Annotated in this window: 9 protein-coding genes and 1 pseudogene; all 10 read right to left on the bottom strand. The window is 31.2% G+C overall.

Annotation, left to right across the window (positions count from 1 at the left end; all coding sequences use genetic code 11):
* Positions 1-122: 122 nt before the first annotated feature.
* Positions 123-1,477 (bottom strand): annotated as a pseudogene (brxL, locus tag EQM13_RS05990) (protease Lon-related BREX system protein BrxL); the annotation flags it as partial.
* Positions 1,478-1,492: 15 nt separating this feature from the next.
* Positions 1,493-4,021, bottom strand: coding sequence for a BREX-1 system phosphatase PglZ type A (pglZ, locus tag EQM13_RS05985; protein ID WP_128752243.1), 2,529 nt, complete (start codon positions 4,019-4,021; stop codon positions 1,493-1,495).
* A gap of 42 nt (positions 4,022-4,063) precedes the next feature.
* Entirely contained in the window at positions 4,064-5,287 is a 1,224-nt protein-coding gene (gene cmr6 / locus EQM13_RS05980) for a type III-B CRISPR module RAMP protein Cmr6 (RefSeq protein ID WP_128752241.1), read from the bottom strand.
* A 3-nt stretch (positions 5,288-5,290) separates the two neighbouring features.
* The gene (gene cmr5 / locus EQM13_RS05975) at positions 5,291-5,812 is read right to left on the bottom strand and encodes a type III-B CRISPR module-associated protein Cmr5 (RefSeq protein ID WP_128752240.1); all 522 of its coding nucleotides are present in this window, start codon (positions 5,810-5,812) and stop codon (positions 5,291-5,293) included.
* The gene (gene cmr4 / locus EQM13_RS05970) at positions 5,793-6,728 is read right to left on the bottom strand and encodes a type III-B CRISPR module RAMP protein Cmr4 (RefSeq protein WP_128752239.1); all 936 of its coding nucleotides are present in this window, start codon (positions 6,726-6,728) and stop codon (positions 5,793-5,795) included. Before cmr4 ends, cmr5 begins: the two co-directional genes overlap by 20 nt.
* Complete coding sequence (locus EQM13_RS05965; protein ID WP_128752237.1) at positions 6,707-8,161, bottom strand: hypothetical protein; 1,455 nt, start codon at positions 8,159-8,161, stop codon at positions 6,707-6,709. The genes cmr4 and EQM13_RS05965 overlap by 22 nt, the downstream gene beginning before the upstream one ends.
* Entirely contained in the window at positions 8,161-9,240 is a 1,080-nt protein-coding gene (gene cmr3 / locus EQM13_RS05960) for a type III-B CRISPR module-associated protein Cmr3 (protein WP_128752236.1), read from the bottom strand. Before cmr3 ends, EQM13_RS05965 begins: the two co-directional genes overlap by 1 nt.
* Positions 9,212-11,077, bottom strand: a complete 1,866-nt coding sequence (locus EQM13_RS05955; protein ID WP_128752235.1) for a Cas10/Cmr2 second palm domain-containing protein — start codon at positions 11,075-11,077, stop codon at positions 9,212-9,214. The genes cmr3 and EQM13_RS05955 overlap by 29 nt, the downstream gene beginning before the upstream one ends.
* Complete coding sequence (cmr1, locus tag EQM13_RS05950; protein ID WP_128752233.1) at positions 11,074-12,123, bottom strand: type III-B CRISPR module RAMP protein Cmr1; 1,050 nt, start codon at positions 12,121-12,123, stop codon at positions 11,074-11,076. The genes EQM13_RS05955 and cmr1 overlap by 4 nt, the downstream gene beginning before the upstream one ends.
* 17 nt (positions 12,124-12,140) lie before the next feature.
* Entirely contained in the window at positions 12,141-15,869 is a 3,729-nt protein-coding gene (gene pglX / locus EQM13_RS05945) for a BREX-1 system adenine-specific DNA-methyltransferase PglX (RefSeq protein WP_128752232.1), read from the bottom strand.
* Positions 15,870-15,874 lie beyond the last annotated feature (5 nt).

Raw genomic sequence — 15,874 nt, 5'->3', positions numbered from 1 at the left:
CTTCCTCCGCCCTGTTCAGGAACCTGAACATACTCTTCATTAAAAGTTTCAAGATCTATATATGAAAAGTTCACATCATAAAACTCCATACCGCCGATTTTTTTTAGCTGTTCCTTAACCCGTCTTCGCATCTCTAAAGCAAACCTTAAAATTTTTTCGATATTTTTTTAGTATAATTACCCTCGGGATAAATAAGTTTTACCAGCCCGGATACCGTCTTTTTTACTGCTATGGTATCCCTTTGATTCAGCTGATTACCTAATTTGAAAAATTTGTCATAAGCATCCCCACATGAAATTTTTCGTAGCTCTCTCATAATTTCAGAAAAATAATCTGTTATAAAACCATAATCATCAGTAAAATATTCCGGCCTGTATTTAGGTATTTCCCATCCGGGCAAATAACAATGTATACGGTCTAAAAAAGCAGTATCGGTATTCATAGATTCAGGAAACGGCTCAAACAAATGAGAAGTTCTCAATAGTACATCTACAGACTGATTTATATTCCCTACAAAAACAAAAGAAGCAGAAGCATTTTTCTCCTCTTTCCCACGGGCAAAGGAACCTGATGCCATATAATCCTTCATTATCTGGACTCCGTCCTTATCTTTGAAAGTAATTCCCGCCACTTCGTCAAAGGTAACGCAATCCCACATACCCACAAGCCCGATCTGCTTGGAAGCCATATTATAAAACAAATTTGCCACAGTAGTCTGCCCGCCCGAAACAAGAATGCTGTTGGGGCTAATCTCTTTATAAATATGAGACTTTCCTGTTCCTCTGGGGCCAAGTTCACAAAAATTATAATTATTTTCTACCAAAGGAATGAGACGTGCCAAATGCAGCCATTTTTGTCTGTCATTAAAACTGTCCGGTTCCATTCCCGTGCTGCGAAGTATTACATCAATCCATTCTTCATCTGTAAATTCCCTGCGGGCTGTCTTCAGCTCATCTATATCTATTCTCGGCATCTGTATTGGAGTCAATTTGTGTATAATAAAAGGGACTCGCCTCTTATCTTCTTCATCATAATAGTATTCCATACGGACAATACACCAAATGCCTCCTGAAAGAAGTCTTTCATATTTCAAAGGATATGTATGAGATATCGGCACTCCCCGAATGCCTAAATTAGAAAATTCTGCTTCATAAGTATCTGTCTTATAGTTTAATTTAACCGAAACTTTGTCAATAACCGTATAACTGCCTGTTTCACGTAATTTTGAAATAATCTTCTGTGCTTCATCCGGTCGTACATAATTTTTAGCCAATATATCCTTTACATTTTGTATCCCTTCTTCAATAACTTCTTCGTCTTGAGAAGAACAATACATACCTAATAAATACTCCAACACATAAATAGGGACATTTGCACCCTCTTTAATTTTTTTAGTTAGATCTTTTCTAACAATCTTTCCAGGGAAATAAGTTAAAAGCTTATTGGAAATTATACTTCTATTAACCCTTTCCAACATATTACTGTCCCCTCTCTATATATCAAATCCAAAATCGTCTGAAAAAGCAATATCTATCATAACTTCATGGCGTAAAACTTCCATGCCGGTTTCTGTATCTACAGCTATAAAATAATATTTTTTATCCCGTTCATATTTTTGATTCTTTAAGTTGAATTTCAGCTTAAATATCCTCTTTGCGGATTCTTTTTCCTTGCTATCGGCTAAATGTATCTCCTCGTTCGATATAATCTCTCCTCCTTCATCAATAAAAGAAATTTTATATGTAGTAGAATTTACCACATCACTGATAGCTTCCTGTTGAATAAAATCCAAATTTACTATTAAACTCGTGATTTTAGACAGCATACTGATCACTGAAATCTTAACATTTTCACTTTTTCTATACCCTCTGACTGTTTTTACCTGAACAACCGGTACCAATATTTCCTGAGGGGAACTGCCGCCGTGAACAAAATTTTGCCCTCCCCCCGATGCTTTAAATATATTGGAAGTCACGGGAACGGTTACGGTTCTGGTATCATAACTGTCAAGAGCATCGGATACATATATATTCTTTGTTCCCGTAACTTCATAATCTTTATCCGATATTATAAATCTTTTATTAACCTGGTCATTCTTTGTAAAAAAACCGTCTATCTTATCCGATTCAATAATTTTATTCCTTTTATAAATAAATCCGTGATCAGCCGTCACGATATACTTAATCCTCGAAACACTGTCCGTAAGCTTTATTATTAATTCTTCTATTTCATCAATAGCTTCTTTACAAGCCATAAAAACTTCGTCTTCCGTATTCGGTTTATCTCCTCTGGCATCGATTTGGTTATGATAAACATAAACCACAGACTTGCCGACAAAAAACTCCCGCAATTCGTCTTTCTTATATTTCTTTAAATCATCATAGCGAATACTTCCGGAATTCGGGTCCGCGGATTTTAATATTTCATCTCTTTCTTCCAAATCAGAGCAGGGTTTTCCATCTACACAAGCATTATAATTGCCATCTATATTCAACTCTTCATGAGGAAGCAAAGACGCCATTCCGAGCCTCGTATAAGAAGGGACTATCCCGATTTGCGGCTCAATACTTACTGTTTCAAACCTCTTATTTTTTTTCATTCTTTCAACCAATTCTTTGGCAACCTCATAGCGAAAGGCATCCGAAATAATCACTATCAACATTTCCTTGCTTCGGGACACAAAATTTTCATAAAAGTTTCTTTGAAGTTTATAGCCTTTTTTAATCTCTTCATAAGAAAATTTATCATTAAATTCTTTAGTAACAACATTAAGGTATTTATTGGTATAAATGTTTTCTACCAATTCTTGCAAGCCATCAAAAATATGACAGTTTTTTACCTTATCCAAATAGTAATAAAATTTTCTGTAATGAGTATCTATTTTGTAATCATTCTCATCATATTTTTTTATTATAGAAAGAATGTCGGACCCCGGTCTATAGTTTGTCTGAGATATTATATAAAATCCATGTCTTAAAAGATGGTATTCGTTAAAATAATTTCCCCCGAAATGTTTTTTCTCTCTGAACCTGCAAAGTTTGGGAATATCCATGCCGTTAATAGTTGCATTTAAATTTTCATCCAATAACCGCTCAATCATCCAACTAATAATCTTTTCATCCGCAAACCTGAATATATCCAAATCCACTACATCATCCGCCGACAGATTTTCAAACAATTTTTCTCCGTTAATCTTTTGATAAACTTCATCAGACAAATCATCGAATCTGCCCTGATATAAAATATTGTTCATAAGTTGATCCATAAAAGCCATAACCGTTCCCGATTTATTCAGCAGGTATTTATTTATAAAAGAAGGCAGTTCCCCGTGGATCTCTTTTTCCGCATATGTTAAAAAAAGACTTATAATTAATTTCTCGAGATTAGGCTTATCATCTGTAAAAGAGAAGGTACGCCCGATATGTTCCCAAAAAGCCTCATCCAATCCGTATTTTCTGAATTCCGCCATATACTCATTGCCGACAAGTTTGCTTCCGGTTAAAACAATACGTACCGCTTCTTCAAAATTAGCTGCTTTGGATTTGGCCAAAACACTGAATAATAATATCTCTATATTATCTTTCCCGTTATAATCGTCGACTTCAAGAGCACGAAATCTCTTTATTCTATCCTTTGAATCAAAGAATTTTCTATATTTCTGTAATACGGGCCTGCATTTTTCATCCATACCTAAATCCGCCATGAGCAAAGATATCCTATCAGCAGAAAACTCCCCGGAATATTTAACGGTATCCGCCAAATGATTTTCTCTGGAATCAGGCTTAGGGAAAGGAGCATATATAAGATAATTGCTTTCGGTATCTTCCCGTTCCAACAATATTTTTGTCTTAAATAAATTGGTATGAGTCAGGCAATGGATCTTGGCATTTTTCAGCTTCAGATTTTTAATATCTTCCGCAAATTCTCCTTTGTCGTCATACCAAAAAACAAGTTTGCGGCTGTCTCCTGTGAATTTTTGATTTAGTTTGTCTTCAATTTGATTTAAGTTTAATTCAGCCATAAATTATGCTCCCTTCTCTCACCGATTAACTAATAACTGTTTTTAAATTTCACAATTTAGTATATCACAGATTCTTTCAATTTTTTTGTTTAATTTATCACCGTTTTTTTTGTTCCATTTATTTTCAGAAACCAAATAATTTTTTATAAACTCAGCCAATTCTATTTTTTCATCTCCATCGACTTTATCTATATACTCCTTAAACAGATTCATAACCTCGTTGTGTTTAGTAGACCCCGTCATTTTTTTTAATTTGTACATTTCTATCCGGAGTTCTGTCATGCCTTTTGTTTCTTCTTCAAATTTTTTCTTTTCTGTTTCTGCCTCTAATCGTCTTTTCTCTTCTTCCCATTTTGCTTTTTCATCGGCTATAATTTGTTTTCTGTCCACATCAAAAAATCCATATCCTACCGATGTCTTAGCACCTAATCCATTATACTGCAAAACATCCAATATTGTTTCTAACAGAAAAGCCCTTACGCTTTTCCCATTGCTCAATGTACAATTTTCATCTGCTACTTTTCTGCTTATTCCAATATTAAAACTAAAACAGGTATCTTTTACAATTAGAAAATTGTTTGGAATCGGCTCTTCTGTATCTAACGGAAAACCGCTCCCCTGATAATAGTTAGTATAGTGAGTTGTTATTACATCTTTTTCTAAATCAAATTTATCGTTAGGGTAAGCATCTAAAAAAATAACCTTCCCTTGATCTGCATTCTCATCATCTGAGCCTGATCCAAATATACATCTGAAAAAGTAATTTTTAACAGCTTTAATTTCATCTCCGTTAAATTCTTTTTCTTCTCTTATTATATAATTCCGCATACTGCCCTTTATTGCCTGGCCTGGAATATAAGGAATACCATATATATGATGTAAAGTAATATCATTTTCAAATACAGATTGCCCTCCTAAACCTATTGCTAACTTATCCATTATTTTTGCATCAAAGTTCAGCCAATAGTATTGTTCTTCTGTTAATGCCATTATCTCCCTATTATTTTTTCTTACTTGATCCAATATTTCTTTATATTTTACTGTATTTATGTCTTGGGGGATTTCAATGCCTGAAAATTTATTTAATTTTAATAATAGATTAGAAATATCTTTGGAATTTGAAATATTGTGAACAAGTTCATTGCATCCGTAATATTCTATATAACCTTTTTTATTATTTTCTCTTTCCTCTTTATCTACAAATATTGGTACAAATCTATTATCACTTTCTTTCTTTATGCAAAATACTTCATTGCTATTACCCATAATTTAATCATCCCCTTCAATTACACCATCAGCAAACCTTTTAAGCCAAACAAATAAATTAATCATTTCTCCCGTTAGAATTCTATATTCCTTAGAAGATAATCCATATACAGCTTTTATATACTCTTTGTATTTATCTTTTTCGAATTGATCTTCTCCAAATTGATCTTCTTCTAATTTTATTTTTTTAAAACTTTCCATGTCTTTAGTTTTAGGGTTTATTATGCTCCAATTGATAAAATGATTTAAAGCCAACTTATACTCCTTACCTTTTTGTTTGGAAAATAAAAATACTAATGTATTAATTAACCCGTTTTTTTGTACCATTACAGGTATTTTCTTAATTAAAGATTTATAAGGAGAATTTTTTTTAGTATCTTTTTTGACATCTTCTTTGGGTTTACCGACTTTTCCTTTTTCCCTTTTATTTTCTCCATCTACGCAACTTTCCATTTCCTTAACCGAGTCTAAAACACTTTTCATAGCAAACTGAGCAATTTCTAAATTAAGATTCTTGATTGACATCGCGACCACTCTCCTTGCTCAATCTTTTTACAAAGCCTTTTCCTATAGTAAAATCTCCTCCTACTTGGAATACATCGCCTATATGTTTGGTATAATACTTTATAGCATTATTTTCTTCATCCCCATTAAAATTCGGCGCCTCCAACACTATAAAATATAATATACTTTCAGCCGGTAAATATTCTTCTGTAAAAAGCCCTCCATCCTTAGCTACACCAGTATCTGTATCTATCTTATTCCTTGTTATAATTTCCGTATATAAAGTTACAAGTTCTACAAAATCCGAATCGGATAGTATAATGATTTTCTTAACATCAACATCTTCTTTTTTAAATATTTCTTTTAAAACTTCTTTACATTGTGTTTCACTTTTTTTGAAAACATAATCTTCCAATATTATATTATCTTTCCCTTCACCTAAATCTATTGCCTGTCCGTCTTTCACATCTAAATCATCTATCCGATTATAATTATTTTTATTTTCATTTTCATTTTTATCCACCTGACCGCCTTGATTGATTTTACTTAACTTTAAATCCTCAACCCACCTTTTTAAAATATACGGGCAGGTAACAAGCTTGAAAATATCTGCAGCAGACTTTATCGGAAACAGCAGCAATTTTGCATCCGTAAAGGCTATTAAACTTGAAGCTTCGTCTCCATTCTCAGGACCAAAATACTTATACATTTTTTTCAAATCATCTTCTCCATTATTCTCACTATTGCAATTTCCATTCTTTATTTTATAATACAAAATACTTTTTATTGAACCTTTGAGAGATGATGCTTCTATTTTGGGTATATTAGAATGTTTTTCCCTCTGTATAGGCATATCCGCAATGCCCAAATCCTGTCCGGTACCTGCATGTATCGGTGTTATGGCTTTTATATATTCTAATTGGCTTTTCGTGTACATTTTCCTTCCTCCTGTCTTCTTTTTAATAATTCTTCCAAATTATTTTCTATACTATCTATTCCCCACACATATAATTCGGCTCTCTCTGCCGCTCTTATTGTCGAATACTGTTTTTTATAAAACTCGGCTTTTAACTTATCTATTTCTTTTTTCGACTTATCTACTTCTTCTTCTTTTAACTCACTTATTTCTTCTTGAAGCAATGGTGAAATCAGTATCGGCATTCCAAATACTCCCGCTAATCTATATGTCGTATAGTTGTGGCTTTTAGCATTGTCTCCTTCCATCCCCCCCACTTTACATTCAAAATTAATAATTTTGCCTGTACTGCTTAAAAGTGCTATATCAAGCTCATCCACTGTTGTTTTATCTTTATGCTTTATCTTTTCTTCATCGTCAAAATATGCTTTTATACTCAATCCTATTTGGTTTATATTATGAGCAAAGTTTTTAGATCTTAAAACATCATATATCTTACATGCTGCTATTTTTTCAAGTATATAACCTGCCGGATAATTATTTTTTAGTTCTTGGGAATTTAATATATCGTATCCGCAAATCTCTTTCTTTAATTCATTATGTTTGTCCAATAACTTCTCAAATAATTTATATATAAATTGCTGTCTCTCGCTATTTTCTCCTTCAACTCTTTCTTTTTTAGTAGTTTCATTATTACTATTAGAGTAAATAAGCCAATTTCTAAAAGATCTTTTATTTTGCTCTTCCTCACCATCGTATAGCTCCATTTCTATTTTTTCTGCCTTATCTTCCGGTTGTATAAAAATATCATACAGTTTATTATAAAATTCAATTTCATTTTTTAACTCATTATTATTAAGCCCTAACTCCTTACTTATATTTAAAATAGTAGTTGATTTAAGATCTTCATTTAAATTAAATCCTGCAAGTTTAAATGCATCTTTAAATTCTAACTTTTTATCATCATAATCATTTATTTCTACTTCTTTTAATTGATTATTATATTCAAGTAATTTTTCAACATTGCCTTCCATATAAATCCATTTGTCCTGCGGCCTTTCTTTGATAATTTCACCGGCAGCCATAGCTATTATTCTTTGACCGCCTGTGATATGCCAATATATGGTTTTTTTATTTTCTATATCAAATTTATCAATCTCACACATCACTTTATAAACTATATCTCCAATATTGTAAAAATCGCTTTCTCCAAGACAAATATTTGTGATATTACAATCATCTATTTTAAACTTTTTTTTACATGAATTTTTTAATTGTTTGTCCCAATCATCAATATTAATATTTTTATTCATTTTTTTACGGGCATCTTTATCAAATGTAATATTATATATTTTTAAGGGTCCATATTCTTTTATAAACTTTTTTATAACCAAATAATTTGTAATCTGATTTAATGTAGAACATATCACTAAAGCATCCGGTTTCCCATCCATTATTCTTCCTCCAAAATTATATATTTTCCAAAGCCTTCGTTAATTAAATCTCCTATAGAAGTTTCAAGTCTATTTTTTATGGTTTCAAATTTATTTTCCATAATTAAAAATACAGTTCCCGCCTCATAACCTTTATACATTTGTTTAGCTGCCTTTTCTTTAATATCAAATCCTCCTATATAAATAGGCTTGTCGCTTGATATTCCTATAACCCCAATCTTGTTTAAATCATTCTCTCCTTTAAAATAAACAGGACTTGTAAATATAAGTTTTATAATAGATGAATTTATTTTATAATTATCTTCCGCATTTTTTCTGAACTCATTTATATAATCATTTACCCATTTGTCACATTCCTCATATTTGCATATCTTGTTCTCTCCACCTAATTTTAAATAACCTTTTTTTAATTCTTCAATATTTCCAATTTTTTTCTCTTTGATAAGTTTGATATTTATATCATACTCTACTATAAATGACCAATCATTAGATAAAAATTCCGTTTGCTCAACTCTATACAGCAAATCTTCCTTTACAATCCTTTTATCATAATCAGTACCTATTCCTACCTTATAATTCTTTTTAAATATTTCATCTTCATGAACTAAATCCATTCCTAAATAAGACTTGTTTTTATACTCTCTAAATATATTTTTAATATTAATAAACTCTTTTGATATTCTTTCGATACCATCAATATTAGGCGACATAAGTGCCTTCTTATACGGTAAAGAAGTCATTCCTTCCGCCAAATCATCAAATTTTCCAAAATATATTTCACCATCTTCATCTTTAAATAAATCTTTAGGAGCAGGTATATAAATATCTCTTGTTCTTTCATTATAAAGATACACTTGTCCTATTTTTAAAATCTTTCTTTTTTCTTTAACAGACGGATTTTTCATGAATTTTTTCTTTAAGCCCTCATTATTTGCCAGAAATGCTGTAAAAACAGCACCTGAAAAAACCGAAGGATAAGGAATATTTTTTGATTGTATTATATTGTTATAACCCATTTTAAAAACTTTCCCATCTCTAAAAAAAGTATTGTCACACGGTTTTAATTTCAGTAGTTTCATTTACATCACCTCCGATACATTTATAGAATCCTTGTAATCTGCATAACCTTTCGTAAATATCTATTATATTTGAATAATTTTCAAAATCTACATTTTCCCTATTGGCAGATATGGGCACACAATTTTTATAAAATAATGAATCCATAAATTTTATCATTTCATTCATATATTTTTGTATTGCAATTTCTTTTTGTTCGGTTCCTTTATCTTCCTTAACTAACTTGCTTTTTTTCATAATACGTTTTAACTCTATTTTGTTCATAGATCTTAAATCTCTGAAATTTTGATTTGTAATTTCTTCATACGGGAAATTTATAAACTCTTTTTGATACTTTTTAATAAAAGATAAAGGAAAAATATCTTTTATTTCTTTATAATATTCTATTAGTTTTAAGAATCCGTCAAAATTATCTTTTTTCATATAAGCTGTTACTGCAGCACCGTCCCCTACAATATAATTAAATGCAATACCATTCTTATTATTTTTCTCATATTTTTCTTTAACTTTATTCAATTCTAACCTACTTTTACTTAACACTTCTCCAATAGGTACTTTACACGGCGCAATCGTTATACATGTTGAATGAGTCATCTCTTTAGATATTCCGATAACTTGCAACTTCATCCCAACATTTTTTTCAAACAATTTTTTTATTTTATCTAATACAAATTGAATTTTTTCTATAGGCATCATAGCTAAAAAATCATCTCCGCCCGAATAAATAATATCACATTCATGTTCTAACTCTTTTCTCAGTTCTCTACCGAATGAAATAAGCAGTCCCGATATTTTCTCTTGATACGCTTTCAAATTTTTCTGCATATCTTCATCCAAAAACTTTCCATGCATCCAATCCCCTAAGGAGTCTATATCAAATTGTATAAATCCGTACTCATAATTGGGTTCTGATATATTTAAATCTTTATTTTCATTTTTATATAATTTTTTAAGATCCTGCTGTATGCTTCTAAGGTCTTGCTGAATTGTTTCAAGCTCTTTCGATAATAATCTATTTTCCTTTTTCTTTGTTAATTTTTCTAACTTCTCTGCTGATTCTTGTTTCAAATCATATAAAAAATCTTTAAATCTTTTATTTTTGATATCACCTTTTTTTAACATAAATATGGTATTTTCTAACTGCGATAAGCTATAATATCCATCTTCATGCCCTTTCTTAAAAATTTCTTTAAACAATTTATCAACTGCTTTAATATTTCCCTTATATTTCGCTTTCCAACATTTTATAGCTATGGAATAATTGGATTCATAATTAGATTCATTGTATTTTTTATTATATTCTCTTTTATATATACATAAGGGGCATAAATCATTCTTATATATAGAGCGTTTCCCACATATATGGCATTTATCATTACCAAAATTACCTTCCTGAAATTTCTCTTCATTGTTAAAAATATAGGTATGCTTGATTCCGTTCATTAATCTTTGAAGTTTACTATATATAGTGGAATAATCTTCATCACTTTTCAATTCTTCAATTGCCCAAAACAGAAAAAAAGTTTCTTTAAAATTCTCAGGATTTCCGCCCATATTTTTGTATATTTTATCTTCTAAGGATTTTAATTCTAACTTATCTTTTTCAGTTACCTCAAAAACAAGATAGTTTGTACAATCATTAATACTATTTATGTCAATAGGTTTATCATATTTAGGGTATATTATTTGGCTTCCCTCATCTTTATCAAATATATATTCTATTATATTTTTCATTAAATCCGATATTATTTGACTGCCATTCCTAAGGCCTATAAACTTCTCGGATTCTTCTATATAAGATTGTACAGGACCTAAAGTTACAGCCAATAAATATTTCATTTCTTAACACCTCCTGTTTGTACCAATTTATTTATAAACTCAGAAATATACTTTTGGTTTATTTTTGAGTTAACTTTGGTTTTATTATTATACAATTTGCTAACGGCATAATTATAATTCAGTTCTTTAATAATTAAATATTTATTGTTTCCTCTGTCCATTGCAAATGAAATGCATACAGGTGATGCAAATCTTTTTATTTTGGGAATTCCTGATTTATGCTGCCCTAAAATACTGACATTTACTTTATCAAGATCTTTTCTATCCAAAAGGCCGTTTTCATTATTTTCTATTGCACACAATCTATCATGAGTCAACTCAGAAATCTTTTTTAACAATCCCTTTACATCTGTTTCATTATTTAAATGATTTATTGTTATTCTCTTCACAAATGGATAATCCAGCTCGTCTGATTTGCCCTGCCCGCTATAAGAAACAATGTTATCCGTTGTAGAACAGTTTCTTAGTTTTACAAACTCTCCTTGATTGTTCAAATTTAATTTTGTCAATAATTCCACAATATCTTCTAAATTCATGGGCAGTAATTTCCCAAATTCATCACCATCATTATCAGACAAATCTTCTATATTCGTTACCTTAAAAGAACCAAATCCTTTTCTTGATCTTCTTCCCAATGCACCTATTATTGAAGCTTGAATTAACAAATAAATATAGAACTCAAGAAAATCCATATTACCTTTTTTATTTCTCTCAATAAAACATATTGTTATCTCGCTGTCTATGCCAAAACATGAAGTATAAAAAGCTTGTTTGCCTTCTTTATGCGGCAGCATAGCAATACTACTATCAACCCTACATATTATATTTTGTAATACTATCGAAACCGGTGCTTTCTTTTCTGTGCTTCCAAATAAATCAGCCTCCTGTTTTTTCATCTCTTCTAAATTTTGAAAATAATACAATTCTCTAAAAGTTGAACGTAAAAGTGCCTTCAATTCTGTAACTCTAAATTCTTTATTTTTTTTATCCTCTCCAAAACTTACTAATGGTGAAATAAGTTTTAGTGTAATTTGAACTTTTCTCATGACTCTCCCCCTTACTTCTATTTTATTTCAGCTAATATTTGTATTTTCTCTCCTTTCTCATCGATCTGAATTTTATCGTAGTTTACCTTAACCCCGTCGTCCAAATCAATGGGTATCCTTGCCAATGCCAAATGGGCAATTCTTTCGTCATAGTCTTTACATTCCTTTAGTTGTTTCATAAGCTTTGTAAGGCGTTTTTCTGCTTTCGATACTTCTCTTGGATTTTTATTATTTGCTATTTCATATTTTAAGTTGTCCATAGTTCGCTCATAAGCTTTTTGTATTTTATGTAAATAGTCTATACGAACTTTACCTGTAGTGTCTTCATTGTATCTGTGCATATATATAAGTGCTTTAAACCCGTTTTCCTTTCCGCTGTCGTAAAACCAGTATATGGGGCGCTTCTTATAAGTCCTCACGTGGTCTTTATAAAAATATTTAAGGAAATAATTTCGTATAATTTCTTTTGGTGTACCGTTCCCGCCTAAGGCATCTGCTATGAATTTAAGATTCTCATCCAATGTTTTTTCTCCGTAGCAAACTTTTACAAATTCGACAAATCTGTTTAATATATCATCCTTAAAGTATTCCTCATCCGTAATCAATATAATATTATCCTTATCAGGTATAAAAGCAGAATATTTGCTGTCGTCCCATTTGCCTCCGGCATATGCCAAACCTTCCGTATCCAAGGAATATCTCCCGAACATACAGCCTACTGCATAGGAAATGAAGGATTTGACAACATCTTCTTTAGTTAATATATATCTGTTACCTTTTATATCGTCATAGATTTCATTTTTAGTATCGAATATTTTGGCAATAGTTATATCCTTATCACTTACATCCGGAGTTAATTCATCTTCCAAACCGTAAATTTTGATAAAAATACGGTTTAGCTCTTCTTCATTTGCTTTTAACCTGTCAAATTGTGAATTGGCAAAGTGCTTCCAATTTTCATATGAATTTTCTATGGTTTTGGGAACCTGGTTTTGCTTATCTTTATCTAACAACGGATGAACTTTGAAATCCCATGAGGTTTCAAAAGAATCCCAGTCGGTTTTGGATATTGAGATATTATTATTGCTAAGTTTAACTATTGGGTGATATACTCTATCTTCGATACAAATTGGCAAATTACCGACATCACCAATTTGAATATTAAGTGTAGGATTGAAAATCTTAACTACCACTTGACAAATTTTTGAATTTAAAAAAGCAACAATATATCTCAACTTTAGTATATCTGCATTAAAACATATAGCTGCTGCATCATCAAACAAAAAACCACCAAAACACATCCTTGCAGAAAATAAAGCCGAAGTTATTTTTGTCCAAGTTATAGCTTGTTTAAAATTATATGATAAATTTTGAGGCCTTGAAAGTAATTTCCCGTTAGAACTTTTAAAATTTTTTATCTCAAATCCATTGTTTTCCCAATTAATTAGATACTCATTATTTCCATACCATCTTTTAAAATCTCCACCTTTATTTAATGGAAACCACTTTTTATTAATAATTTGTGACTCATAATTTGAAGAACAATTATATTCTACCTTATCAAAACCAACCTCTTGCCATAATCTTAAAAATCTATTATTGTCTGACGTAGCTAAACCCTTTCGTGTTTCGCACACTTCACATAATTTTGGAAATATAAAGGTTTTAATTATCTTCTCACTTGCCCAATAAGCCACCGGCATCCCCGGTATCTTTTTAAAATTATTCTGATCCGTTTCATAATAATATCCGCATTGAGGGTTTTTTATTACTTCCAATGCTTTCGTTTCTTTTTCCTCTGCATTGCTAAAATCAATAAGCTTTATATAACTTCCCTTATAATTATTAATTAAAGTGTTTTTAAATACAAAGCTTGTGCTCTGTACTACCTCTCCGCCTATTTCTTCAAAAGCTCTCGGCCCCAAGTGTATCATATTGCAGATAGTATTTGACTGGAGTTTCTTTCTGAGCTTTTCAAAGCTTGATAAAAACATCCATGAATGTTGAGTTATCATGGCATAATATCCGCAATCTTTCGTGAACTCCCTGCACCTTTCAATGAAAACTGTTAATAAATCCGATTTGCTCTCGGGATAATTATCTTTAACATATCTGCTTAATTTTGAATTCATACCGCTGCTTCCCATATATGGAGGATTTGTTGTCACGACATTGTATTCCTTCGACAATATTTCAGCAACACTAAGTACATTTATAATTTTCTTTTGTGTATCATCAATACCTGTGGTATCAAAAGATAGATCTAACTGTTTGTTTTCAATAAACTCTTTTAACAATCTAAAATCATATTTATCTGGTACATCTAATACAGATCCGTATTCCTTTGCATCTTTAAAAATATCAAGGATTTCCACTATCTCTTTTTTACGCTTAGCCCAAACTTTTTTATCTTCAATATTAGTACCTAAATAGTCTAAATGATTTCTATTAATATTGTTACTCTCAGGTATATCGTATAAATTACATTTTGTTTTCCCATTTAAAATTCTCCTGTTATATTGTCTTCCCTTCATCATACAAGCAAAATAGGATAGCTGGTACGCCCTCTTATCTATATCAAGGCCATACAGATTTTTTTCAATAATTAACTTAGCCGCTTCTCTAACTGTGTATCCTTGACTTTCATATAATTGCATGAACACTTCGAAGGCATAAACCCCTATATGAAAGCTGCCCATGGCGGGGTCTATAAATTTAATATCCTCTAATCGAATATTTCTCCTATCCTTTCGTATTCCTTTTAACTGTTCTTTCACTTCAGGATTTTGTTCTGCTTCCGGAATATAATATTTCCAATTAAACTCTCCGGCTATTTCTTTTTCATTCCGTTTGTCACCATCAGCTATTAATTTTTCTATCCAAAGCCTTCCTAATGAATTTTCTACCATATATCTGACAATCCAATCAGGTGTAAAAAGCTGTGTCACGGCAGGAACATCTTCTTTTTGAATTTTGACCGACTTTGGTCTTGAAAATACTTCATCCTTCCTCTCAGTGTTATAATACTGATACATCCAGCCTATAATTTCCACCTGACCTTTGTCTTTTTCCGATTCTACATCAAAATATTCCTCCGGTATATCATGTACCAATTTATACAATACTCCATCTTGGTCATTATACGATATATTCAATAACAATTCGGCATAATCATCGGTCTTTTCAAATAACCCCGGCAGATTCTCATTTAAGACATTGCATTGTTTTATAAATAAAAGATGAAACATATTGTCCATTGATGCCGCGCTGCCGTCTGATTTCCAATTAGCCAACCGTTCTAACTCTTCATTCGTAAAATTTAAGCTTGTATCTTGATAGTAGGTGACAAATTCTGGTTCGTTTACTCCTTTCCTTCCTGAAGAAAGTATTCTCATTTTATCGGGAAGATAATTGTTTACTTCCATGAATCGTATAGCTATAAGCCTGTTAAACCAAGTATAAGCTACTTCTTCTATTAATCCTTTATATGCGGTACCGTAGTCCTGACTTTCTTTTCTTTTATTGAGCTCTTCAACGAGCTTTTTGTACTGATTTACTTCTCCGCCGTGAATTCTATATGATTCCACAGTCTTAATGTTGAAAATCAGCATATCTGAATTGGATTCCGGAAGAGGATCAGCTATTCCTTCTTCTGTAATGCCTATCATAGATGCTTTATTTTTAATATCCTGTATTAACTTGTTCCTTGCATATACGGCGAAGTTTTCTAACACAGCCTTGTCCATAATAT

It is taken from the genome of Acidilutibacter cellobiosedens (assembly GCF_004103715.1).
In the GTDB taxonomy this organism is placed as follows: domain Bacteria; phylum Bacillota; class Clostridia; order Tissierellales; family Acidilutibacteraceae; genus Acidilutibacter; species Acidilutibacter cellobiosedens.
The sequence above is the reverse complement of the archived record's forward strand: the minus strand, read 5'-3'. Positions and strand labels throughout refer to the sequence as shown.

Excerpts from the sequence above, each read along its gene's own strand:
- pglZ (WP_128752243.1), bottom strand. The coding sequence starts at position 4,021 with ATGGCTGAATTAAACTTAAATCAAATTGAAGACAAACTAAATCAAAAA.
- cmr6 (WP_128752241.1), bottom strand. The coding sequence starts at position 5,287 with ATGGGTAATAGCAATGAAGTATTTTGCATAAAGAAAGAAAGTGATAAT.
- cmr5 (WP_128752240.1), bottom strand. The coding sequence starts at position 5,812 with ATGTCAATCAAGAATCTTAATTTAGAAATTGCTCAGTTTGCTATGAAA.
- cmr4 (WP_128752239.1), bottom strand. The coding sequence starts at position 6,728 with ATGTACACGAAAAGCCAATTAGAATATATAAAAGCCATAACACCGATA.
- EQM13_RS05965 (WP_128752237.1), bottom strand. The coding sequence starts at position 8,161 with ATGGATGGGAAACCGGATGCTTTAGTGATATGTTCTACATTAAATCAG.
- cmr3 (WP_128752236.1), bottom strand. The coding sequence starts at position 9,240 with ATGAAACTACTGAAATTAAAACCGTGTGACAATACTTTTTTTAGAGAT.
- EQM13_RS05955 (WP_128752235.1), bottom strand. The coding sequence starts at position 11,077 with ATGAAATATTTATTGGCTGTAACTTTAGGTCCTGTACAATCTTATATA.
- cmr1 (WP_128752233.1), bottom strand. The coding sequence starts at position 12,123 with ATGAGAAAAGTTCAAATTACACTAAAACTTATTTCACCATTAGTAAGT.
- pglX (WP_128752232.1), bottom strand. The coding sequence starts at position 15,869 with ATGGACAAGGCTGTGTTAGAAAACTTCGCCGTATATGCAAGGAACAAG.